Raw genomic sequence first — 22260 nt, 5'->3', positions numbered from 1 at the left:
GACGATCTGAGCGCGCTGTGAAGCTCGATCAAACTGGGAGCAAATGCTCGAGGAAGAAGCGTAGCATTTCCCTCGTCGCGTCCGGGCCTCGCGGATCGGTGTAGGATCCAGCGGGACTGCCTCCCGACCAGGCGTGGCCGGCACCGTGAATATTCCAATGCTCAGAGACGGAACGCCCGCCCGCGTCGGTCAGGATCGTGCGGGTATAGGCGTGCCCATGGGGCACCCGTCCTCGGATCACCTTCGCTTTCGGACGTGCTGCGTTGGTGGGCTGCTCGACAATTCGGTCGCCGTTAGTCGGATGTACCGTGGTGTCGCGGTCGCCATGGAAAACGATGGTCGGCACGGTCGATCCGCGATCCCCAATTTTTGACCCGCCCCCCTGCCGCATGGCGATGAACGCGGAGGGAAGATCGCTTGCCGCGCCACATGCCAGGCCAGAATGGATCCCGACAGACGCGTACAGGTCGGCATACGTCGCGCCCATGATGGCGGCGGCAGCCCCGCCGGCCGACAGGCCCGCGACGTAGACGCGCTTCGGATCGATCGCATGGTCCCGCATGATCTGCCGGGTGATCCCCGCGATCAGCGCAGGTTCGCCGCCGCCCCGCTGCTGGTCGCCGGGGCGAAACCAGTTCCAGCATTTCGCCTGGTTGGCTCCGCTGGGCTGCTCTGGATAGACCACGAAGCAGTTCTGCTCTTCAGCCAGGAAATTCATCCGGGTGCCGGCCGCGAAATCGTCCGGCGACTGGGTGCAGCCGTGAAGCATGACCACCAAGGGAAGCGGTTGTCCTTGAGAGCGACTCGGGACGAATAGCTTGTAGGTTCGGCTTCCGGCCGCGCTGCGGAAAGTGCCTGCGATGAATTGTGTTCCCTCGGGCGCGATATCCGACGTTGAGGGCGGAGCGCGCGTGATCGGACCACGCAGGCCGAGCCCGGAGAAATCGCGCATCCCGTCGAGTCGCGCAGCGCGTTTGCGCCTCTGCACAGAAGTGGCCTGGGTGGCTTGTCGGCCTTCCTTCTCCTCGACGAAGTTGGCCTTCACGTCGATGGTTGACGGCTCGAGCCTCGCAGGTGCGACATGAGCAGAGCTATCGGAAGGTCCTGGCGCGCTTTCGCCCCGGAGCATGCGCTGCAGGAGCGCGGTGGCCTCGACGAATTGGCCCGCACGCGTGAGGCGAGTGGCCTCGCGAACTATGTTCTGATCCAACATCGCATCACCTCGTTCTGTCGGCGAGAGCGGCCTTGACCGCGGGAGTGGCATGGAGGGCCCCCAGCACCGAGATCGAGGCAATGGTGGCGCGGGCGAGATCGGGCGTGACGTCGTGGGCGATGGTCGCGAGCCCCAAAACGTTGATGTGCAGCATCTCGCCGGCGCGGCGCGCCTCTTCGAGATCTTCGCGGCTGAAATTCCGCAGACCGAGATCCAAACTCTTCCGTGCCGTGGACTGCTTGACGACGTCTGCGTGACGTTCGAGCTGGTTGCGGATGGCCGTCCGGATGAAATCGGTCCGGTTCGAATAAAACCCTTCCTGGACCATTAGATCGACCTGACCGAGGTCGACATAGCCAAGGTTGATTGTGATTTTCTCGGTGTCCGAGGTCTTTGAGTGCAACTCACGTACATTATTCGCCATAAGCAGCCATCCGGTTGACCATCCAAATGGATGGTTTGTGGATGGTATGTGGATGTCGGCCGAATGCTTTCAAGTGGCACCGCCCGGGAAGGCCCGGTGAGATTTGGAAGAGCACGTCCAACGCCCGAGGCGCTCTCCGCTCGGATCGGGCTGAACTGCTGGTTTGGCGTCGCCGGATGGGGGTTCGGATCTATGCCGCGGAGGGCGCGGCTATCCGTTCTTGAGAATCGATTTCATTTCCCTGACCGGCCAGCTTTCGCCACCGGCAATCACGCGCATGACCGGGGGTCGAAGCCGGCTACGACGAGCCCAGGCCCGTTGCCACGATCCCGCGCAGGATCGCCAGGCGGCCGTCCGGACCGACGAGATCACGGGCGATCTGCTCGAATTCGCCACGATCCGTCTTGGCGAGGTCGACCCACCATTCGGAAGCCCAGCGCTCCTCGATCATGTTGCCGAGCGCAAGAATGGACTGCGCGTTCGCGACCTCGTTCTCGCGCAGGCGGCCGCGCAGCACCGGGACGGCGCCGGCTGCTTCGCAGATGGCGCCAGCCCGCGAGCTACGTCCTCGATGGCCTCGCGGATCATCTCCTCCATGAAATCCAAGACGTCGAGCACGAAGTCCGTGGAGTCGGTCCGGTGGTTTGATGTCATGTTTGGACTGCTCCGTTCCGTTTCGATCCGGACGGTGAAGCCGCCGAAGGCTCGCTGGCGTTGTCCCAAGCCGGCGGTAACACGACCGTTCACGTCGCTTGGGACGCAACCTACCACGCGAACGTGGTCTTGAACGGTGTGCTGCTGAACTAGGATCTTGAGAACCGTCATCTGGAAATACACAGAACGCCCGGCGGTCATCAGTGGTTGGAGCTTCGGCGAGCGCCTTGCGCCTCTCACGTTTCAATTCGCCAGGGTGACTTGGCCGGAGGCGGCGGCCTCTAGAAGTTTCGAGGCGACACGTGCCTTGACGCCGTTCGGCTGAAGGGAAGCGCCGCCGCAGACGGCATCGAGGACCGCACGCACGCAGGGGGGTCGTCGTTGCAACGTCGAGCATCGGAAGTCCCCCTGAAGAAAAATCGCACAGTGGTCGAACTTTCGGACATCGAATTCACAGGTAAAAAAATCATCCGCATCTGCCCGTCCGGGCGGCCATCTCGCGCGATATGCTCAGGGCGACCGTCGAATTTCGTCGCGCGGGATCGGAGGGATGGATCGGGTACGTCGCTTCGAACGCGGCGCCCGACGGGCCCGAAGACGCGAAGACCTAGTCTTCCGTCGGTTCGGCCTGACGGCGGCGGACCAATCGCGCGATTCGCAAGGAGTGACCGATGGACGTCGCCTACTGCGTCGCGTTTCCATTCGTCCTGGCGGACCACGGTGTCGCGGCCGGCGACGCAATGGAGTGCCTGAGCGCCAACGCGGCCGTCATGCGCGCTGAGGAGTCTCTAGCGCAAGCCCGGCTGCGCCGCCGCGATCGCATTCAGCCGAACCGGGGATCCGGCGACCGGCAAGTTCGGCGATGCCAAGCTTCGCCCACAGTCTTTGGTTGATGGTTCAGGGCAAATCGCTTTAAGTCTCTTGGAATGTCTGCGACTCATCGAAGGATTGGCCTAACTTCTGGGGCTTCGGAATTGTCGGCACTCGGTTTGAACATCAGCAAGGGCACGATCTGGTACTGTGTCCTGCAAGGCCCGCGGGATCAGCCGACACATGTCGACAGCGGAAGACATCGGTTCAATCCGGGCCAAAGTCGTCCCGATCTCGCAAACTATTGCAAGCAAACGTTTGGCGAGTTGATAGATCGATTTCCTTCGAGCAAGGTTGCCTATAGGCTTACGCTGAACGCTAAGAGCGCGGACCAAGTTGCCTACCTCTGCTTTCCTTTCGGAATCCTGAACCTCGTTGCTCATGAACGCGGAGTGGCGGTCCGTGAGTTCACCACGCCGTCCTTCACGAAAAAGGCACTCGGGATTGCGGGCGATAAATTTGATGCCTGCGATAGCAGCATTGTCGGCCGTCCAGACAAATGGGATCGAGACGCAAAGCTGGCTGCTCTTAGCGCCTGGATGATGCTCGATGTCTGATCCGGTGAAGCCACTGCTCACTCCCGGTGAAATTGTACTTAACAAGTACAAGGTCATTCAGATGCTCGGTTTCGGGCAATTCGGCCAAGTCTTCAAAGTGTGGAATCACAATCTTCAGCAATTTTCTGCGCTCAAGGTGGTGATAGTCAGAGATCCGTCGCAACATCGGGCTCTGATCGAGGCTCAGGCGATGAGCCTTTGCGGGCACGATCACGTCGTCAAAATCCATACGGCGGACGAATTCAACGGTGCTGTGTTGATCGAGATGGAATTCATCGAGGGCGGCTCACTGGGCGATCGGCTCTTGCGTGAGTTTGTGCCGGTTGCTGACTCCATCGTTTACGTAAAGCAAATCTTGTTCGCTTTAGAGTATGCGCATGGACGTGGGTTCGTTCACCGGGACGTCAAGCCCGGAAATATCATGCTCGCGCCGAGAAACGCCAAACTGTCGGATTTCGGTACAGCCATTCATGCGGAATCAGGGCTCGGAGCCACGGCCTTGGAATTCTTCTATAGGCCCCATGCCTCTCCAGAAGCTGCCAACAATCAAGAATTCTCGCCCTTGAGCGACGTTTATGCAGCCGGCATGACGCTGCAACGGGCTGCGAATAACACCCCTGCATGGGGTCACGTCCGGAAGGATGAGGCTTCTTTCAGGCAAGACATCCTTAATGGGAAGTTGCCTCAGCGGCTCGGACACGCGGACTGGGTGCCCCGGGCGCTGAAAACCATCTTGAATCGAGCCTGCTCGGGCGATCAAGCTAAGCGTTATAAAAGCGCCGCAGACTTTCGTCAGGCACTTGAACGTTTGTCTATTCTCCGTCCCTGGGCGCGGCTGTCGCCGGACGAATGGCGCTGTGAGTACGATGGACGTGTAGAGCTCGTTCGGTACGTGCCGGGTAAGAAGCCATCTATTGAACATCTCGTTGGCTCCCGTCGAAAACGAGTCAACTGCGGCTCGTTCGCGACCGAGCGGGAGGCGCGCCGCCAGATGGAAAGATTGGTTGCCCAACTGACATATCAGTAGGCCTTGAGAGAAGCGCTGCCGCAAGGCCACGCTGACGAAAGCCGAGAAGGCCGCCAAGCCTGTCAAGAAGCCGCGCAAGGCGTCCGCTGGCCAGAAGGAAATGCTGATGCCGATCGACGGCAAGAAGCCGAAGGAAGCGGTCGCCAAGAAGATGGCGGCCAAGCCGCAGCGCAAGTCGGCCTAAAGGTCCGGTGGGGACTGCCACTGGACAAGAAACTGGTCTAACATTAATGACGCTCGAACGTGCGGCCGTAGCCACAGCCGCACACTCGAAGGCGCTACTTTTATCCGTAGACTATAACATATCCCCCATTTTCGGCGCCGGTTTCGGCGCCGATCCGATTCTTGGGCTACCCACCGCCTTCCTTCGGTAGTGAGCTTGCCTTAGGACGATTCGGTAAGGCGACATTAACCAAAGCTGTTGTTTATGGTTACCGATGTATGAATGTGTGGACGACCTCACCGAAGAGATGCAAGCGGCCCTCGTAGCTGCTTCCCGTGACGCATCGCCCGTCCGGGGGCTGACGCACGGCTATTACAAATACCCCGCCCGCTTTTCCGCGGTCTTCGCCAGTGCGGCCATCAAAGCCTTCACCCAACCCGGTGATCTGGTGCTCGATCCCCATGTCGGCGGCGGCACCACCCTAGTGGAAGCCCTGGCCTGCGGCCGCGAGGCAGTCGGCGTGGATATCAGCTCGCTCGCCGAGTTCATCACCAACGTCAAATGCACGGTCTATTCCGAGGGTGAACTGGAGACCCTTGAGGCGTGGTCCAAGAAGATCGGCGCCGTGGTGGACATCCACAAGCCGTCAACGGCGCTGACCGATTACGAACAGCTCGGGTACTACAAGCACCTCGACCATCCCTCGCGCTGGCGGCTTCGGAAGGCCATCGAGCAATCCATCGCCGCCGCCATCAAGCTCGGCACACCCCGCCTAGAAGCGTTCGGTCGGTGCGTTGTGCTGCGCAGCGCCCAGTGGGCTCTCGATGGCCGCAGCAAGCGCGCGACCATCGACGGCTTCCGGCGGACCCTCGAAGAGACCGCCGACGATATGGTCAATGGCGCCCGCAATCTCCGGCGCTCAGTGCGAAATCACGGCCGGCAGCAACCGGTGACGATTCTGCGCAGAAGCGCTATCGGTATCCACGATGAGCCGTCGCTGAACGACATGCGCGCGCCGCACCTCGTCGTCACGTCTCCTCCGTACCCCGGCGTCCACGTCCTCTATCACCGTTGGCAGGTCGATGGCCGGAAGGAAGCGCCGTTGCCGTTCATGATCGCCAACAAACTGGATGGCGCGGGACTGAGCTACTACACGATGGGGGACCGGAAATATCCCGGCCTCAAAACGTATTTCGACAACATCACCGGCTCCATGTCGTCGGTCGCTGCCCTGGCCGACCACGACACCGTAGTGGTGCAGATGGTGGCATTCTCTGCCCCTGACTGGCAGCTTCCGCGCTACCTCGAAGCCATGGAAGCGGCAGGCCTTGCTGAAATGCGCCTGCCGGTCTTGAAGGGCGATCGTGACGGCCGCTTGTGGCGCAGCGTCCCCGGCCGCCGGTGGTACAGCGCACAGCGCGGCACCACTCCCGGCAGCCAAGAGGTCGTTCTATTCCACCGGAAGGTCAGGCAGCCTTCGGCAGCTTCTGCGGCAGTGTCAGACAGAGCGGCACGATAACGCGCGCCACGCCGGCGCAGTGATCCTGAATATTCTTGCGGCACTGCTCCTCGCTGTTTTTCCACTCGTCGGTATGCTTGACGTTCTCCAGCAAGCCCATGGCGATAAGCGCCAGGCCGTACTTGAACACGAACTCCACCGCCGGGACTTCTTCGGGCTTCTTGAGCAGCTTGGCCTGCTCCAAGAGCTTTGAGTCCTTGTTGACCGCGAGCTGAAGCCGGTTGGTGTTCGGCACCTTCTCGATGGTGAGCGGCAACGCCTCCGGCCCACGATTGACTTCGATCACATCCGGCCGACTCGGCGAGTCCTGCGCCTGCTGAGGCTCCTTCGGCGGCTTCGGCTCGGTCTTCTCGCGCGGCGGCACGATGGTGGCGGTGACGACCAGCTTGAACGGCCCGTGTCCGGCGTCATCGCTGATCTCGATCTGCGTCATCAATGCCGTGCCGACCACAGCCTTTTTCGGCGCGTGAAAGGTGAACGTAAGCCGCCCGTTGAACAGGTGGAATGTCGGCTCCAACTGACCAACAAACTTCACGTTACCTGCGTGCTTCGGCCGAGAAAAATAGTTATTCACAACGTCCGTGTTGAACGAAGTGCGCGCATCGTCATCCACGGGCAGGTTGATTTTGACGGCCATCATGCCGTCGGCGCGCTTGAAGTAAGTCGGAAATTCCTTTCCAACAAAGTCCGCCTTCGGATCACCCACCACCTTGTCGCCGGGATTCAGCTTCTTCGTGGCGGCGGCGACCTTACCCGGCATCATGCTGCTGAACAGATCGGCCAACGTCGGGTCGGTCGCGAGCAGTTCTTCAAGCGCGCTGATACCCACCTCGTCCAGTGTCGCGTTGGCGACCTTCTCCTCATAGCGCTTCTTGTTGAGTGCTTGCAGGCCTTCGTGGTTTTTCAGCTCCTTTTGCAACTTCTTGAACAGGTCCTTCAGAAGGTCGTCTTCGCGGAATGTCTCACGATTGGCCATGAAGATGGCGTTGCGCGAGGTCTGGTTGAGGCTCGTGCAATCGAGCGTCACCAGCATGCTGCCAGCGATGTGTTCGAGATTAACCGCGTTCGTCTTGAAGAACTGCGTGTCGCGCTTGGCGTGGGACTGGCCGTTGATGAGTGCGCGCAAACCGGTCTGCGGCGCGTCCTGATCGGGATCCTCCTTGTCGAGGATTTTGAAGACGCGCACTTCGGCCGGAATGGTCTCGCCGGTGAAGAGCTTGATCTGGATGCTCGCACCGTCCTCGAAACCAGGTTCGAGGTTCTTGCGATTCCACTTCGCGAGCCGATTCCAGATCGTGGTCTGCATCACGTTCGCCTTGTACCCCTCGCGGCACTCGATCAGGCGGAGCGGCAGCACCGGCTTCAGCAGATAGTCCTCCAGCTTGCGGAAAAGCTCACCGCAGATGTTCGAGCGCGGGGCCTTGAAGTTGTACATTTTGATAAGTGTGCCGCTGGGCACCTTGCGCTCGCGCGGCGCGCACAGCTCGCCGGACTTCGCGGCCAACTTCGGGACCAAGCCCATGGGCTCGGCACCGGCAGTCATGACGTTGCCGTCCGTCCCGACCAGGTACTTCCATGACGGGCTGGACTTGTGGGGGAAGAAGCAGAAGACCGTGAAAGCCCACTCGTGCGGCTTCGAGCACATGTCGTCCGGCGCGCGGGAAACGATTAGCTGCATCTTGCGGTTGTCGCCGCAAAAAGGGAGGACGCCCGTGCCTCCCATGTTGAAGCGGCCCTGCGTGAACTCCACGGCGCCCTTATACGCGCCCTCGGCACTGCCAAAGATCAGCGAACAGAACGTCTTCGGGAAGTCCTCGGCCAACTGGCCCTCGCCTGCATCGTAAAGCGAGATCGACGGCAACGCCTTGGTGCCCGTCGCGTACAGGATCATTGATTCCTCGGCGAGCTTTCGGACGTCTACTTTGTCGTCGGTCAGGTCGCCGTAAAACTTACCAACGGCGTCGGGCATGTTCTAGGGCGCCTTCGGCCCACGCGGGTCGATACCATCGGCCCGAACCTTCCGCATCAGGATGGCGTCGATGGCGTTAGTGACCTTCTCGACCAGCGCGGCGGCCGCCGTCGTCTGCTGGTTATGAACGATCGACTGGTTGTTCGGCATGTCGCCGAGGAAGCGCCAGCGCTTCTCGTCGTTCAACAACCCCTTTTTGGTCAGGATTTCCAGGGCGGCCTCTTCAGTCTCGGCCGCCAAAAGTTCGTCCAAAAGCTGCTTGTCCTGCACTGCACCCCTCCCCAACCCCTTGAATTATCAATCCAACTTGAAATCCACCGATTCTTTGCCACCCGATGAGGACATGCGTGCCTTGAGCGCATCCACCTCCTTATTGAGCGCCCGGACGATCTTTTGAACGTCCGAATCGTCGAACTGGTAAGCGTTTTTATTGCCCAGTTTGCCGATTATACGGATAGCCTTGATGGCGTTTACAGTACGACTTTCGGCCAACTCAACAAACTTCTGGCGCTTCCCTTCCTTCGAAGCAGCGGCTTTTTTGGTTGTTTTTTCAAGCATTCTAACTCTCCGTCTATGCCTTATATTACGACTTCAGAAATCCGATATAATTCCCTCTAAATTACGCGAAATATAGAGTCCAGGAGAATCTTGCTGGCGCAACAAAGATTCGCGTTCGGAGGGCGGTGACCGCATGGCTTCTCTCCATCCGTTGCTGAAGACAGGGCACGCGATTCGCGCCCGCCCTGAGACCGAAACGGAGGGAGTTCTGCGGAAATCGTAGCCCGGGTGTTCGTGAATCTTGATCGTGAAGCCCTTCGCCTGAAACGCCCAAATGCGTTTCCCGTAGTCCTTCACTTCCTGCTCGGTCATGATGATGTCGTGGCACTCATCCGCCCGTGACTTCCATGTGCTTATTCCTTGTCTGTCTTCCCTGCCTCGTTCTCGCTCGTCCCGGAGGATCAAAAGACACCCCACAGTCCTGCGGTGTCTTTTTCCCGTCCATCCACAGCTCGGCGGCATCACCCCTGGCCACCACGTTGACGGTGGATCGTTGGCGGAAATCTTGGTCGGCCGTAGCCCACGAGATGACTGCGCCTGCATGATCGGCGTTGCCTTAGGCCGCCGCACGATGTCGAGGGCAGGCAACCCGGTCCGCTTCCTTGCGTGCCTCCACTGCGCGCTCAGCCGATGCCCCGACCCGAGCCGCCGTAGATGGTCTCTCGTGATTTGGTGCCCATGACCTTATGAACGCGCGGTCTTGGTCGGCGCGCAAATCGTCAATGGATCGGGGATCGATCAGGGGGCTGGCTATCGGGCGTCGTGGGTGTGGTTAGGTGGGCTGTTAGCAGTAGCCCGAACGTCGGGCAGCGCTTGCCGTCCATCATCGGCTCCAGCATGTAATACCACCGGTAGGAGTGGCGCACAGGCTGGACAACGCTTGGGTTAGTAATAAAATCAGGGCCCCTGACGACTGCCATTGGAGCGAGAAAATGAGCAGTTTGTGGGAATTCATTAGCCGTAAGCGTAATCGGGAAGTGCTCGGTTGGCTTGGTGGCGGGCTCGTCGTTGCGGCGACGGGACTTTGGGCAGCGATCGTCTATTTCTTTCCTCCTCAGAAGTCCGTCGAGCCGAGGCCAGCCAGCGTTCAGGCCGACTGCGGTGGCGTGGCCATTGGCGGCAGCGTGTTTGGCGCCTCCATTACCGGAGGTAACACGACTAATTCCGACTGCTCGTCGAAACCGAAGTGAGGCGTTTCTTCATGAACAAGCGCCTGTCTATAGTTGCAGCATTGGGTCTGTATTGCTTCGCTTCGAGCCCGATTGCGCTTGCTCAGCAGATCAAAGCGGATACGGACGGGGTCGCCATTGGTGGCAGTGTCATGTGGTCCACCATCATCACCGGCATCCGTCCCGAGAAGGTGGACGAACTCGTGCGTAATGCAACGCGCCCGCTGGAGGAACTGACTACTCAACAGAGAGATAACATTGCCCTACTCAAGGAAAAGTTGGACCTCAATGAACGCCAGGTACGTGCCGCGCTGGCTATTCTTGGCGAGATCGATGTCCCTCCGGAGCGATTGGCTGCCAAGCTCGTCGAAATCGCTGAGCGCTTCAAAGCCCTTCAGGCATCGGGCTCCGCTGAGCCGGGCGATGATCCCAGTATTGCGGCCCTGAAGGCGGACGCGCAAAAGTCCATTGATGAAGGCAAACTGGCCAAAGCGGATGCGATGCTCGCGGATGTCGAGACCGAGCAACGGCGCGCTCTCGATCGCCTCGCTGTCAACGTGGCCGATACCTCCGCCCGGCGCGGTGAAATTGCACTTACCCGACTGCGGTACAGAGAGGCCGCCATGCACTTCGGCAATGCTGCCGCCGTGTTTGCCCAAGGGAAAGCTGAGGACAAGCGGATCGGCTATCTCCAAAAAGAGGCACGCGCGCTGTACCGGCAAGGAGATGAATTTGGCGACAATGATGCTCTGCTTTTGGCTATCGAGCGGTACAGGCGGTTGGTCGCACTGAGGACCCGCGAGCGCGTTCCGCTCGATTGGGCCCGGACCCAGAATAATTTGGGCAACGCGCTTCAAACCCTCGGGGCGCGGGAGCGCGGTACCGCGAAGCTCGAAGAGGCCGTCGCGGCCTATCGCGAGGCGCTAAAAGAATGGACCCGCGAGCGCGAGCCGCTCAACTGGGCCCGGACCCAGAACAATTTGGGCAACGCGCTCGGATCTCTCGGGGAGCGCGAGGGCAGCACCGAGAAGCTCGAAGAGGTCGTCGTGGCCTATCGCGAGGCGCTAAAGGAATTGACCCGCGAGCGCGTGCCGCTCGACTGGGCCAGGACCCAGAACAATTTGGGAAATGCGCTCGGATGGCTCGGGGCGCGGGAGCGCAGTACGGCGAAGCTCGAAGAGGCCGTCGTGGCCTATCGCGAGGCGCTAAAAGAATGGACCCGCGAGCGCGTGCCGCTCGACTGGGCCCTAACCCAGAACAATTTGGGCAGCGCGCTCGGATCGCTCGGGGCGCGGGAGCGCAGTACCGCGAGGCTCGAAGAGGCCGTGGCCGCCTTTCGCGAGGCGCTGAAGGAGATGACCCGCGAGCGCGTGCCGCTCGACTGGGCCGAGACCCAGAACAATTTGGGCACCGCGCTCGAATTGCTCGGGGAGGGCGAGGGCAGCACCGACAAGCTCGAAGAGGCCGTCGTGGCCTATCGCGAGGCACTAAAGGAGTTGACCCGCGAGCGTGTGCCGCTCGACCGGGCCGCGACCCAGCGCGCCCTCGGCGAGGCGCTTCGATCCCTCGGTTATGCCCACTTTTGTCAGGGCGATTTTGCCGCCGCCGCTCTCGACCTTCAAGAGACGGTAGACGGGACCGATGCCTATCCGACCCTTTGGCTCTACCTCGCACGTGCTCGAATAGGTCGGCAGGACGCAAAAAGGGAGTTGGAGCAAAGGGCAGCAGAACTGAAGCCCGAGTGGCCTTCCCCAGTTGTCAAATTGTTTCTTGGGCAAAGCACGCCTGAGGCCATGGTGGCTGCAGCAGACAAGCCCGTGGAGCGTTGCGAAGCGCAGTTTTATCTCGGGCAATGGCATCTCTTGCGAGACGCGCGCTCGAACGCGATCGAGGCGCTGCGCAACGCAGTCGAAAGCTGCCCAAAAAACCTTATCTTGTATGCCGGTGCTTTGGCGGAGTTGAAGCGGCTCGGACAATAGGGCCTCTTGAGCACCCGCCTTAAGCAGCCGCCGCCCGATCCTCCTTCTCCGCCCCACGCATCACGATCTTCAGCGCATCATCCGGTAGCGGCCGCTGCAATGCCTTTACCTCATTCCACGGTGCGCGCATCCAGATGTCGCGCTCTTCGTCGGTCGCCAGGATCTTCGGATGGGTCGGCGCGACCACCGCATTCGGTGCCGTCATCAAGAGCCGATAGACCTGATGCGGCATGAGGATCGGCTTGGACTTCGTGCCCCGATCGCCTTTGAACTGGGTGGTGGCGGCCAGGCAGTCAAAACCGGGAAAACTATGCAAAATTCTTTTACTGGTCAGCCGAATCAACGGCTGATTTCTAATTTCTGGTGCGCGGCGGCAAGGCAATCGCACCGGGACAACTATGCAACATCGGCCGAGCAGTAGGAACCAGACGTGAACGAGGCGTGAACTTTATGCAGTTTCGGCTGATACGGTCGTTATGGACAGAAAGCCTTGCCAAGCATCGGTTTTCCGGCTTCAGCCAGCCGCGCTAGTGCGGCGACGATGTGTTGCGGATGTTGGTGACCGGCGGCCCTCCGTGCGCGGTTGCGGCGGCATGCCCCAGCGCATCAGCGTCATTTCTGCCCCGGCTTCGGTATTGCGGATCACGGGTGCGGGATAGTCGGGGAAGACGCCGGGCATCGCTGCAAGTTGCCGATGCGATGCAGTTCAGGGCGCTCATCATTCTCCTAAGCGCTTCTTTTCGGCGAGCTTTACTTTGGCAATCATCTCCTCCTCCATCTCGGCTCTCTTCTTTCCGAAGTGAGCTTCTCGATGATCGCCAGGACAAATCGCGATCACGTTCGTCATGCGATCCGCGCCATCCTTCGCCAGAGCCAGAATATGATGACACTCAAGATACGGTGCCCCATTGTCACATTCGAACCCGATGTCACCGCAGTATTCGCACTTGCCGTCAGCGCGCTGTTTGACAGCTTCTCGTATCTTAGGGTCTCGCGCATATCGCTTGCCAGTATACGGCACGTAGGCGGGACTATCCGTTCCAAGGTCGTCGATAGCGTCGGAATATGCCGCTGTGCCTACCCCCGCGAGTTGCAATCTTCGTTGCTTGGCCGGCATTAATGTCCGTAGATAGGCCCAGGGGTCGCTCATACCTTGCAGTTGTTCGAGAGCTTTGGCGATGGCGTCGAAATCAGCTTTTGTAAAGGTGTGTTGCAATGACCTCTTGATGATTGCCTCGCGTATCCAGGGCTCGACATCCTTAGCAGTCCAAGCATTACGATTGATACGATTATCAGCCTCTAAGACGGTGATGAGCGCCAGCAACGGAACGTCGGCGAGGGCGGCAGCCGCGTCCAGTACGTTGCACACTTGAGCAACCATGCGAGCGTGGTTCTTGGTACGCCCGAGCTTCAGGGCGGCGGTTTGGTAAGTGAGAAATTGGTGTGATCTTGCGGCGGCAACAACAATGGGTAAGAGCTTGCGGGCCTCGTCGTGCAGTTTCGTCATTCTGTGTCCCTCTAGAGCGGTCGCGGCCGCGCGTCGCTTTCTCACCACACGCGCTCTTAGGTGGCCATCCAAGCTGAGCGTTGACACCAATTCAATTGCTCCTGCCACGCTCGTATAAAGCCATGACAACTCGCCTATGACATGTTGCCATGGTCTTTCGGATGGCAGGTCACACGATCGAAGCTAGCCGCGAGCGCGCAATCTGACCTTTGCACCTTGTCGTTCACTACCGTGGCGGGACAAGGTGATGGAGCGAAGCCAATATTGATGAAGGTAGAAAGGTGAAACGACCCAAAGCTCAACAGCCGCTCCTCGTCTCACCTTTTCAACTGGATAGTCGTTTCATTTTGTCGCTCTTTGTCGGCACGTCGGCGAAAATATTGGATCGGGGGGCGAATCCCCCATCTTCACGTTGTCACCCTTTCAGCATCGGCACCTTGCAACATTAACGATTTGGTAACGATTCGGATTTTCTGGGCTACATATTTCTGCCCTACGTGTGCGCGCGCACAAGCCCCCCGCCATGGCCAACCGTACCGGGGGGTCAAAACGCGAGGCGAGGTCCCGACGCGCCTGTATGCCGCGACCGAGTGGTCGCGTCCCTTACAGGAGCGAGCGGCATGAACGACACTGCAACGCGGCTGGTCCCCATGATGCGTGTTCAATATTGAACAGTGTGAGGGCCTCCCTCATAGCGTCACGAGAGGTAAGTCGACGCGCGTGCGCAATCCTGATGCCCGCGACGAGTTTGCCGACGAATTCTTGCACTCAACTTGTGCGGAGATACGCGAAGGCGGTGAAGCCTACTACGTCCCGAGCCGGGATTTCATCTCCATGCCAGCGTTCGAGGCCTTCAAGGGCGCGGATCACTTCTACGCCAAAGTGACGCACTGGACGGCGCACAAGAGCCGCCTTGATCGCGATCTGAAGAACCGGTTCGGCTCTCGCGACTACGCGGCGGAAGAGCTGATTGCAGAACTTGGCGCTGCATTCCTGTGTGCAGAGTTTGGGTTCGATGGTGATCTGCGGCACGCGGGCTACATCGCCAATTGGAGGTCGCTCGAAAGCTTCGGCAGGGGCGCCGCGGGTTGGTTCTGGTGGCCGCGCCGGCGCGGCTTCGTGCCTGATGGCCGGCGTTCGGGCCCATTTCCAACGAGCTACTCAGCGTATCGGCGCGCGCTCCGGCACGCCACAAATCGTTGACCCGTCGCGTTTGTGAAGAGCGACAGAGAAGCTTCCACGTGCTTCCCCCCTGCTTCCCCGCCGAAACGACCGCCCGCGCGCGCAGTAGCCGCGCCGCGTACGGTACTGCATTTGTTAGGGAAATTTGGAGCGGGCGAAGGGGCTCGAACCCTCGACCCCGACCTTGGCAAGGTCGTGCTCTACCACTGAGCTACACCCGCGTCCTGTGTCGGTCGCATGACGCGCCGGCAACGGCTGTCGTATGCCAAAAGCGGGCGGCGAATGCAACAGCTACCGGCGGCATGGATGCGCTTTAACGCACCCCATATGGGCTCGAATCGGGTCGAAAACGATCCGAAACGCCCAGGAACCACCGAATCACCCGTCGTGGATTGAAATTCGGCCGTCCCGGCCCAATTTAGGAGCCGGGACAGCAGCATATGGGCGCGCGACGTGCTAAAGAGCCGCCTTTCCAGACATCAGATGAGGGACTTCCGTGACGATCATTGACCAGGGCAACGGAGCGGCGGGCCAGGCTGCGCCCGATCTGATCAAGGACACGACCACCCAGACCTTCGTGAAGGACGTCATCGAGGAATCGAAGCGCCAGCCGGTGCTGATCGACTTCTGGGCGGAGTGGTGCGGCCCGTGCCGGCAGCTCACCCCGGTGCTGGAAAAGGCCGTCAAGGCGGCCAAGGGCAAGGTCAAGCTGGTCAAGATGAACATCGACCAGCATCCGGCGATTCCGGGCCAGATGGGCATCCAGTCGATCCCGGCCGTGATCGCCTTCGTCAACGGCCAGCCGGCCGACGGCTTCATGGGCGCGGTGCCCGAGAGCCAGGTCAACGCCTTCATCGAGCGCCTGACCAAGGGCGTGACGGCCCCGGGCGAGGTCAATATCGCTGAGATCGTGCAGGAAGCAGACGCCGTGCTCGCCGAAGGCGACGTCGCGGCTGCGGCGCAGATCTATGCCGAGGCGCTGTCGCACGATTCGACCAACATCGCCGCGCTCGCCGGCCTTGCCAAATGCTACGTCACCTCGGGCGCCATCGAGCAGGCCAAGCAGACGCTCGCCATGGTGCCGGAGTCCAAGCAGACCGAAGCCGCGGTGAAGGCGGTGCAGGCCGCGATCGACCTCGCCGAGCAGGCGGAGCAGCTCGGGCCGGTTGCCGAGCTGGAGCAGAAGGTCGCCGCAAACCCGCTCGATCACCAGGCGCGGTTCGACCTTGCGACGGCGCTCAATGCGCAAGGCAATCGGGCGGCCGCGACCGACCAGCTGCTCGAGATCATCAGGCGCGACCGCAAATGGAACGACGATGGCGCACGCAAGCAGCTCGTCCAGTTCTTCGAGGCCTGGGGCGGCGCTGACGATGCGACCGTCGAGGGACGCAAACGGCTGTCGACGATCCTGTTTTCCTGAAGCGCGACAAATCGTCATCGCGCTTTGGCTTATTGTTTGAGCATGATCTTTTCGGAAAACCGCTTCACACTTTTCCGGATCATGCGCTAAGGCGATGGACACCATGTAGATCAGCGGGGGACCGGGGTATGCCGATCAATATCGAATATCGCGGGCCCACCGATCTCCCCGAGATAATCCCGGTGTTTCCGCTGCCCGGCGCGCTGCTCTTGCCGCGCGGGCAGATGCCGCTCAACATCTTCGAGCCGCGGTATCTGGCGATGGTCGACGACTCACTTCGCGACGGCCATCGGCTGATCGGCATGATCCAGCCGGATGTCGCGCATTCGCGAAAGAATTCGGACAAGCCGACGCTGTTTGGCGTTGGCTGCGTCGGCCGCATCACCCAGCTCGCAGAATCCGGCGACGGCCGCTACATCCTCGAGCTCACCGGCATCGCGCGCTTCAAGGTGGTCCAGGAGCTGGAGGTGCTGACATCCTACCGGCAGTGCAAGGTGGACTTCTTTGCCTTCACGGATGATTTCACCGCCCGCAAGGGCGAGGACGCGGTCAACCGCGAGGCGCTCCTGGTGGCGCTGGCCGACTTCCTGAAGGCCAACAACCTCAAGGTCGACTGGGAAGGCGTCGAGAGCGCGCCCAACGAGGCGCTGGTCAATGCGCTGGCGATGATGTCGCCGTATGGTCCCGCGGAAAAGCAGGCGATGCTGGAAGCGCCCGACCTCAAGACCCGCGCCGAAATCCTGATTGCCGTCACCGAGATGGATCTCGCCAAGAAGCGCACCTCGGGCGATCCGCCGCTGCAATAGGCGCTCAATCACGCCGCGACGCGTGCATCGACATATTGCCGAAGCAGCCAATCCGACCAGGACAGCGTTCCGCGCACGCCGTTGCAGACCACGAAGCCCATGCCGCGAGCTTTCGTTTCCGAAAGCGACATCGGCAGGATCTTTCGGCGGAGACCTCGCGCGCGCTGATACTGGCGGGCGAGCTCAGTGAGGCTGAGAGCGTCGGGGCCGCCGATGTCCGCCCGCGCGCCATGCGCACCGTCGAACGCACAGGTCACGATATAGTCGGCGACATCAGACGTATCGACCGGATTGAACACCGTCGTCGGCACGGGCCAGGCCGGAAGCCAGGCCATGCCGGAGAGCAATTTGTCGAGCAGGTAATAGAACGGCATGGCGCGAACGACGGACCAGGGCAGCGTCGAACCCCGGACCAGCCGTTCGCCGGCGAGCTTGGCGCGGGCATAGGGCAACGTCGCCTCGTCGAGACCGACGATCGAGACGTGAAGAAAGTGCCGCACAGATTGCTCCCGCGCGAGCGACAACAGCCGCTCGGTGCCGGTGACGTCAACCGCCGAGGGAGACCAGACGAAATCCACCGGCCTGAAGCCGCCACGTCGCGCGATCGGCGAATGGGTCGCCGCGTTGATGATGGTGTCGACGCCATGCAGAGCCTCCCGCAACCCGTCCCCGGTCGCGAGATCGCCGACCGCCCATTCAACATCGGTTCGCGAGCCCGGCAACCTCGCAAAGATCCGCACGCGGTGTCCCGCGATCACGAGCCGGTCGACGATGTCGCGGCCGAGATGTCCGGTTCCTCCGGTAACGAGAACAAGAGTCATGTGTCCGCTCCTTCTGTTCCCAGCCGCCAGGGATCGACACTTTTTCGGATCATGCTTTAGTAGCCCGCGACCGCCAGCGCGACCACGGCGCTCATCCCGATCCATCCGGGATGCACCGTCCGCGTCGCCAGCGCATTGCCAATGGCGGCAAAGCCGAACACCACGGCGAAGGTCGCGATGATCCAGTGCCGGGCGGCGTCCGATTCCATCCAGGGCGCGGCGATCAGCAGCACGCCGCCGGCAATCCACGCCACGCTCCCGGCCTGCCAGACCAGGCGAATGAGCAACCGCAGCCGGGGCGGCTCGATCGTGGCGCGGGCAAAGACCTTGGTCTCGCCAAGCACGGTATGACCAATTGTGACGAGAATGGCGATGACGCCCGCTGCTTGCAGAAGCAGATCGCGCATTGAAACCTCCATCTCTAACCATACAGTAATGTATGGAATATAGATGAGCGCTGGCACCTGTCAATACACCTGTGTATGGTGCGGCATCGGGAGATCAAGGAAGCGATGGCCGACCAACTCTCGGCGCAGGATTGGATCGATCTGGGCCTGAAAACGCTGGCGAAGGGCGGCTTTACGGCGCTGAAGGCCGAGCCGCTGGCCAAGGCGATGGGCGTCTCGCGCGGCAGTTTCTACTGGCATTTTGCCGATATCGGCGCCTTCCATGCCGCCATCCTCGCGCGCTGGCGCGAAGTCGCCACCGAGCAGATCATCGCCGCCGTCGAGGCGACCAAGGATACGAACGAGGGCGCGGACCCGCTCGCGATCCTGCTCAAGCTGACCTTCGGCAGCAAGCTCGTGCTGGAAAAGGCGGTGCGCAGCTGGGCTGCCAACGATGCGCGGGCGCGCGCCGCGGTCGTCGCGGTCGATCGCCGCAGGCTCGACTATATCGAAAGCCTCCTGAAGCAGGCCGGGCTCGCCGACGACATCGCCCGCGCCCGGGCGCAGATCCTGTTCTGGGCCTTCTTCGGCTTTGCCCTTTCGGACCAGACGCTGCCGGCGGAGAAGCAGCAGGCCGCGCTCGATGAGCTCCTGCGGATGGTGGTCGCCTGAAGGCGCCGATCAGCCCGCGGCGACCGCGTGGCGGGGCGGCTCGGATCCGACCAGCCGCATCAGGGCGATCGTCACCAGGACGACGGCGGCGTAGATCACGAGCTGCATTCCGGTCGGCTGGTCGGTGTAGCCGATCAGCGTGTGCAGGGTGCGGCCCAGGATGCTGTCCTCGGAGAGCAGCCAGCTCGTGTCCCACACCACGGTATCGAGCGCGGTGAGCCAGTTGGCGCGCTCGAGGAACGAGACAGCCTGCGCGGCCATGCCGGCCGCGAGCAGGGTGATGAGGACCGTCGTGGTCGTAAACAGCGCGCGCGGCGGAATCCGCAGCAGGCCGAAATAGGTCAGGAGGCACACCGCGCCGCCGAGCACGAGGCCGAGCAGGCCGCCCAGGAACAGGCTCATCGCCGTGCCGCCATCGGATGCGGCAACGCCGTAGAGAAACAACGCGACCTCGCTGCCTTCGCGCAGCACCGCGACCCCGACCACCACGGCGAGCGCCAGCAGCGATTTGGAGCCTTCGGCGACGGCCTGGCCGACGGCGCGCAATTCGCCCGCCATCTCCTTGCCGTGCCGCGCCATCCAGACATTGTGCCAGGTCAGCATGATCACGGCGATGCCGAGGATCGCCGCGTTGAACAGCTCCTGCCCCATGCCTTCGAAGAGCTGCGACAGGGCGCCCGCGAACGCCGCGACAACACACGCGCCCACCACACCCGCCAGCACGCCACCGGCGATCCACCGATGGCGATGCGGGACCATCCGCGTGACCGCGAGCACGATGCCGACGATCAGACCGGCCTCGAAGACCTCGCGGAAGACGATGATGAGCGCGGCGAGCACGAGCTAAGCCTTATTCGACGACGAGGGTGCCGCGCGCCTTCTCGTTGAACTCGTCGAAGAACTCGTAGCGGCCGGCCTTCTGGGCGCGGACGTTGACGACGGCTTCGCCCTTCGACGGAATGACCTTCTCGACCTTCAGCGTCTTGCTCTCGAACTCCATCGCCTTGGCGGTGTTGTTCTTGACCTTGACGGTCACCGGCTTGCCGGCCGGTGCGCGCAGCTCGCTCGGCAGGAACGCGCCGTCATAGGTGATCTGGAGCTCGGTGGCCTGCTGCGCGTTCGCGGTGGAGAGCGGCAGCGTCGCGGCGACGCAGAGCGCGGCGAGGGCGAATGTCCTTATCGACGTGAGCGAAGCAAACATGGATCGGCGTGTCCTAAGGCTTTGGAATGGTCAAAATAGATGGCAAGCGCAGGCCGCGCTAGCCTCGCGTCCTGCAAACCAAAAATCGGCGCTGGGGGCTAGGCTGCGACCTCGCAAAAGGACTTACTCTAAAGCTATTCTAAGTTGGCAAGCCGCGCAGAAAATGCTGTTCCGCCAGGGATCGCGCAGCGCATCAGGCCCGTGTGCGGCGACACGCCGCAGCTTTCTGTGCTAAAGCGCAATGAAATTAGGATGAATCGTCATCGCGCTTTAGGTTGTTGTTCGCGCATGATCTTTCGGAAAACCGCTTCGCACTTTTCCGGATCATGCTTTAAGGGCTGGACCACCGCCGGAGACCATTCATGACCACGCCAACCGAACGCCCCGAAGCCACCGTCGATCCCAAGCTGCTGGAGATCCTGGTGTGCCCGCTGACCAAGGGGCCGCTCGAATTCGACGCCACCAAGCAGGAGCTGATCTCGCGCTCCGCCAAGCTCGCCTATCCCATCCGCGACGGCATCCCGATCATGCTGCCCGAGGAGGCGCGGAAGATCGATTGAGGCGCAGTCCGGATTGCGCAATCCCGGCGCCGCAAACTCGGTGTCGTCCCGGCGAAGGCCGGGACCCATACCCCCAGAGGTTGTGGCGCGAGGCGGGTAGCCACGAGTCATCGTCAAACTCGATCCTGTGGTTATGGGGCCCGGCCTTCGCCGGGACGACAGCGGAGGATTTGGCGCGAGTGCGCCTTACAACGCCTCGCCCTTCAACAGCCTTGGCACTTCGCCGGTGAGACCGGCGGCCTGGCGGATGAAGAGGTTTTTCAGCGGAGGGGCGCGGTCGACGATGCCGAGGCCGATGTCGCGTACGGTGCGCAGAAGCGTCGACCTGTTGGAGAACAGGAAGTTCAGCGAATTGGTCGCAACGCCCATCGCCATGGTGTCGAAGCGCCGCCAGCGCTGGTAGCGCTCGAGCACATCGGCTTGGCCGATATCCATGCCGAGCCGGGCGGCATCGACGACCACTTCGGCGAGTGCGGCGACATCCTTCAGGCCCATGTTGAGGCCCTGGCCCGCGATGGGATGGATGACATGCGCGGCATCGCCGACCAGCGCGAGGCGCTCGGCGATGAAGGAGCGCGCGACGAAATAGGACAGCGGAAAGGCGCGCGGCTTGTCGAGCGCCTTGATCTCGCCGAGATGCAGGCCAAAGCGCTGCTCGAGCTCGCCGTGGAATTCGTCCTCACTCAACGCCGTGATGCGCGCGGCCTCGGTGCGGCGCTCGGTCCACACCAGCGAGGAACGTTTGCCCGTGAGCGGCAGGATCGCGAACGGACCGGCGGGCAAGAAATGCTCCTCGGCGCGCCCCTCATGATCGCGCTCATGGCCGACCGTGACGACGATGCCGGATTGATCGTACTCCCAGCCGTGGGTGGCGATGCCGGCACGCTCGCGCAGCTTCGACTTTGCACCGTCGGCTGCGATCAACAGGCTCGCCGCGACAACGCTGCCATCGCCCAGGGTGACGTCGATGCCGCCGGGACCCGCGTCAAAGGAGGTGACGGCGGTGGCGCGAAGATCGATGCCTTCGGCCTCGGCGCGCGTCACCAGCACGTCAATAAGCTGGCGGTTCTCGATCATATGAGCAAAGGGCTCGCCGGGCTCGACATCGCCGGCGAAGGTCAAGAACACCGGACGCGTGACGTCCTCCAGCTTGGAATCGGTCACGACCATGTCGAGGATCGGCTGCGCGCCGCCCTTGACGTCGTCCCAGGTGCCGATCGCCTCGAACAGCCGGCGGCAGGCCGCGACGATGGCGGTGGCGCGCGGGTCGCGGCTTGGCCGTGTGGCGAGCGCCGGGTCGGCGACGATCACGGGAATTTCGGGACCGAGGCCCTGGCGCAACGCGATCGCGAGCGCGAGGCCCGCAAATGCGCCGCCGCCGATGACAATGCTACCCTGTACCGACATACCCAAAATCCCGACTAACTCTTGGACTTGCTAGCAGACTTGAGCTGGGCGAAACAGTGCGGTGAAACAAGGGCCGACCCGCTTTGTCATTTCGGGGCGCGCGTCAGCGCGAACCCGGAATCCAGAGGTTGTCGGCTCGAGATTCCACATTGCGCAATGGGGTTCATCGCTGCGCGATGCCCCGGAATGACGTATC

23 protein-coding genes, 1 tRNA gene and 3 pseudogenes are annotated in these 22260 nt (G+C 61.6%); 11 read left to right on the top strand and 16 right to left on the bottom strand.

Annotated features, from left to right (window positions below; genetic code table 11):
- Nucleotides 1-28: 28 nt before the first annotated feature.
- The 3 genes from QQL28_RS31070 to QQL28_RS31060 form a co-directional block, all read right to left on the bottom strand.
- Nucleotides 29-1213 (bottom strand): extracellular catalytic domain type 1 short-chain-length polyhydroxyalkanoate depolymerase, encoded by a 1185-nt coding sequence (locus QQL28_RS31070; RefSeq protein WP_284271664.1) that lies wholly within the window; start codon nt 1211-1213, stop codon nt 29-31.
- Nucleotides 1214-1217: 4 nt separating this feature from the next.
- A complete protein-coding gene (locus QQL28_RS31065) occupies nt 1218-1637 on the bottom strand; it encodes a CopG family transcriptional regulator (protein ID WP_284271663.1) in 420 nt (139 codons plus the stop codon).
- Nucleotides 1638-1935: 298 nt separating this feature from the next.
- Complete coding sequence (locus QQL28_RS31060) at nt 1936-2154, bottom strand: hypothetical protein (protein WP_284271661.1); 219 nt, start codon at nt 2152-2154, stop codon at nt 1936-1938.
- 808 nt (nt 2155-2962) lie between these two features.
- Here QQL28_RS31060 and QQL28_RS31055 point away from each other — a divergent pair.
- The 4 genes and pseudogenes from QQL28_RS31055 to QQL28_RS31040 all read left to right on the top strand — a co-directional run bounded on the left by QQL28_RS31055 (nt 2963) and on the right by QQL28_RS31040 (nt 6427).
- A pseudogene (locus tag QQL28_RS31055) lies at nt 2963-3248 on the top strand (hypothetical protein).
- A gap of 32 nt (nt 3249-3280) precedes the next feature.
- Nucleotides 3281-3718, top strand: a complete 438-nt coding sequence (locus QQL28_RS31050) for a hypothetical protein (RefSeq protein WP_284271659.1) — start codon at nt 3281-3283, stop codon at nt 3716-3718.
- Nucleotides 3711-4745: a serine/threonine-protein kinase gene (locus tag QQL28_RS31045; protein ID WP_284271658.1), complete on the top strand. Its 1035-nt coding sequence runs from the start codon at nt 3711-3713 to the stop codon at nt 4743-4745. The genes QQL28_RS31050 and QQL28_RS31045 overlap by 8 nt, the downstream gene beginning before the upstream one ends.
- 449 nt (nt 4746-5194) lie before the next feature.
- The gene (locus tag QQL28_RS31040; protein ID WP_284271657.1) at nt 5195-6427 is read left to right on the top strand and encodes a DNA methyltransferase; all 1233 of its coding nucleotides are present in this window, start codon (nt 5195-5197) and stop codon (nt 6425-6427) included.
- Here QQL28_RS31040 and QQL28_RS31035 read toward each other — a convergent pair.
- From QQL28_RS31035 to QQL28_RS31020, 4 genes are read right to left on the bottom strand one after another with little or no spacing between them, the layout of a single operon-like run.
- Nucleotides 6375-8396, bottom strand: a complete 2022-nt coding sequence (locus QQL28_RS31035) for a hypothetical protein (RefSeq protein WP_284271656.1) — start codon at nt 8394-8396, stop codon at nt 6375-6377. The genes QQL28_RS31040 and QQL28_RS31035 overlap by 53 nt on opposite strands.
- Nucleotides 8397-8399: 3 nt before the next feature.
- A complete protein-coding gene (locus QQL28_RS31030) occupies nt 8400-8666 on the bottom strand; it encodes a hypothetical protein (protein WP_284271655.1) in 267 nt (88 codons plus the stop codon).
- Nucleotides 8667-8693: 27 nt separating this feature from the next.
- Nucleotides 8694-8954: a hypothetical protein gene (locus tag QQL28_RS31025; protein ID WP_284271654.1), complete on the bottom strand. Its 261-nt coding sequence runs from the start codon at nt 8952-8954 to the stop codon at nt 8694-8696.
- Nucleotides 8955-8987: 33 nt separating this feature from the next.
- Nucleotides 8988-9266 carry a hypothetical protein gene (locus QQL28_RS31020; RefSeq protein ID WP_284271653.1) on the bottom strand — a complete coding sequence of 93 codons (279 nt, stop codon included), beginning with the start codon at nt 9264-9266 and terminating at the stop codon, nt 8988-8990.
- A gap of 620 nt (nt 9267-9886) precedes the next feature.
- On the opposite strand from QQL28_RS31020, the gene QQL28_RS31015 reads away from it, so the two are divergent.
- Complete coding sequence (locus QQL28_RS31015) at nt 9887-10144, top strand: hypothetical protein (protein ID WP_284271651.1); 258 nt, start codon at nt 9887-9889, stop codon at nt 10142-10144.
- A gap of 11 nt (nt 10145-10155) precedes the next feature.
- Entirely contained in the window at nt 10156-12102 is a 1947-nt protein-coding gene (locus tag QQL28_RS31010; RefSeq protein ID WP_284271650.1) for a tetratricopeptide repeat protein, read from the top strand.
- Nucleotides 12103-12121: 19 nt separating this feature from the next.
- On the opposite strand, the pseudogene QQL28_RS46225 reads toward QQL28_RS31010, so the two are convergent.
- The 3 genes and pseudogenes from QQL28_RS46225 to QQL28_RS31000 form a co-directional block, all read right to left on the bottom strand.
- Nucleotides 12122-12379, bottom strand: a pseudogene (locus tag QQL28_RS46225) (SOS response-associated peptidase); the annotation flags it as partial.
- A 253-nt stretch (nt 12380-12632) separates the two neighbouring features.
- A pseudogene (locus QQL28_RS46220) lies at nt 12633-12781 on the bottom strand (SOS response-associated peptidase); the annotation flags it as partial.
- Nucleotides 12782-12820: 39 nt separating this feature from the next.
- On the bottom strand, nt 12821-13609 hold the full coding sequence (locus tag QQL28_RS31000) for an HNH endonuclease (protein WP_284271648.1): 789 nt from the start codon (nt 13607-13609) through the stop codon (nt 12821-12823).
- 720 nt (nt 13610-14329) lie between these two features.
- Here QQL28_RS31000 and QQL28_RS30995 point away from each other — a divergent pair.
- A complete protein-coding gene (locus tag QQL28_RS30995) occupies nt 14330-14812 on the top strand; it encodes a zincin-like metallopeptidase domain-containing protein (protein ID WP_284271646.1) in 483 nt (160 codons plus the stop codon).
- A 125-nt stretch (nt 14813-14937) separates the two neighbouring features.
- On the opposite strand, the gene QQL28_RS30990 is transcribed toward QQL28_RS30995, so the two are convergent.
- Nucleotides 14938-15012 (bottom strand) — tRNA-Gly (locus QQL28_RS30990).
- Between the two features lie 275 nt (nt 15013-15287).
- On the opposite strand from QQL28_RS30990, the gene trxA reads away from it, so the two are divergent.
- Nucleotides 15288-16211 (top strand): thioredoxin, encoded by a 924-nt coding sequence (gene trxA / locus QQL28_RS30985; protein WP_284271645.1) that lies wholly within the window; start codon nt 15288-15290, stop codon nt 16209-16211.
- A gap of 128 nt (nt 16212-16339) precedes the next feature.
- On the top strand, nt 16340-17017 hold the full coding sequence (locus QQL28_RS30980) for an LON peptidase substrate-binding domain-containing protein (RefSeq protein WP_284271644.1): 678 nt from the start codon (nt 16340-16342) through the stop codon (nt 17015-17017).
- Between the two features lie 8 nt (nt 17018-17025).
- On the opposite strand, the gene QQL28_RS30975 is transcribed toward QQL28_RS30980, so the two are convergent.
- Both QQL28_RS30975 and QQL28_RS30970 read right to left on the bottom strand, forming a co-directional pair.
- Nucleotides 17026-17838: an SDR family oxidoreductase gene (locus QQL28_RS30975; protein ID WP_284271643.1), complete on the bottom strand. Its 813-nt coding sequence runs from the start codon at nt 17836-17838 to the stop codon at nt 17026-17028.
- Nucleotides 17839-17894: 56 nt separating this feature from the next.
- Nucleotides 17895-18245: a hypothetical protein gene (locus QQL28_RS30970; RefSeq protein ID WP_284271642.1), complete on the bottom strand. Its 351-nt coding sequence runs from the start codon at nt 18243-18245 to the stop codon at nt 17895-17897.
- Nucleotides 18246-18350: 105 nt separating this feature from the next.
- On the opposite strand from QQL28_RS30970, the gene QQL28_RS30965 reads away from it, so the two are divergent.
- Nucleotides 18351-18896 (top strand): TetR/AcrR family transcriptional regulator, encoded by a 546-nt coding sequence (locus QQL28_RS30965; protein WP_284271641.1) that lies wholly within the window; start codon nt 18351-18353, stop codon nt 18894-18896.
- 9 nt (nt 18897-18905) lie between these two features.
- Here QQL28_RS30965 and QQL28_RS30960 read toward each other — a convergent pair whose 3' ends face one another.
- A complete protein-coding gene (locus QQL28_RS30960; protein WP_284271640.1) occupies nt 18906-19736 on the bottom strand; it encodes an FTR1 family iron permease in 831 nt (276 codons plus the stop codon).
- 10 nt (nt 19737-19746) lie between these two features.
- A complete protein-coding gene (locus tag QQL28_RS30955) occupies nt 19747-20097 on the bottom strand; it encodes a cupredoxin domain-containing protein (protein WP_284271639.1) in 351 nt (116 codons plus the stop codon).
- Nucleotides 20098-20459: 362 nt separating this feature from the next.
- Between QQL28_RS30955 and QQL28_RS30950 the strand changes: the two genes are divergently transcribed.
- Nucleotides 20460-20657 (top strand): Trm112 family protein, encoded by a 198-nt coding sequence (locus QQL28_RS30950; protein WP_284271638.1) that lies wholly within the window; start codon nt 20460-20462, stop codon nt 20655-20657.
- 186 nt (nt 20658-20843) lie between these two features.
- Here QQL28_RS30950 and QQL28_RS30945 read toward each other — a convergent pair whose 3' ends face one another.
- Nucleotides 20844-22064 carry a ubiquinone biosynthesis hydroxylase gene (locus QQL28_RS30945; RefSeq protein ID WP_284271637.1) on the bottom strand — a complete coding sequence of 407 codons (1221 nt, stop codon included), beginning with the start codon at nt 22062-22064 and terminating at the stop codon, nt 20844-20846.
- Nucleotides 22065-22260: the final 196 nt, after the last annotated feature.

Origin of the sequence: Bradyrhizobium iriomotense, from assembly GCF_030160715.1 — a bacterium.
In the GTDB taxonomy this organism is placed as follows: domain Bacteria; phylum Pseudomonadota; class Alphaproteobacteria; order Rhizobiales; family Xanthobacteraceae; genus Bradyrhizobium; species Bradyrhizobium iriomotense.
This window is presented reverse-complemented; position numbering and strand designations above follow the sequence as displayed.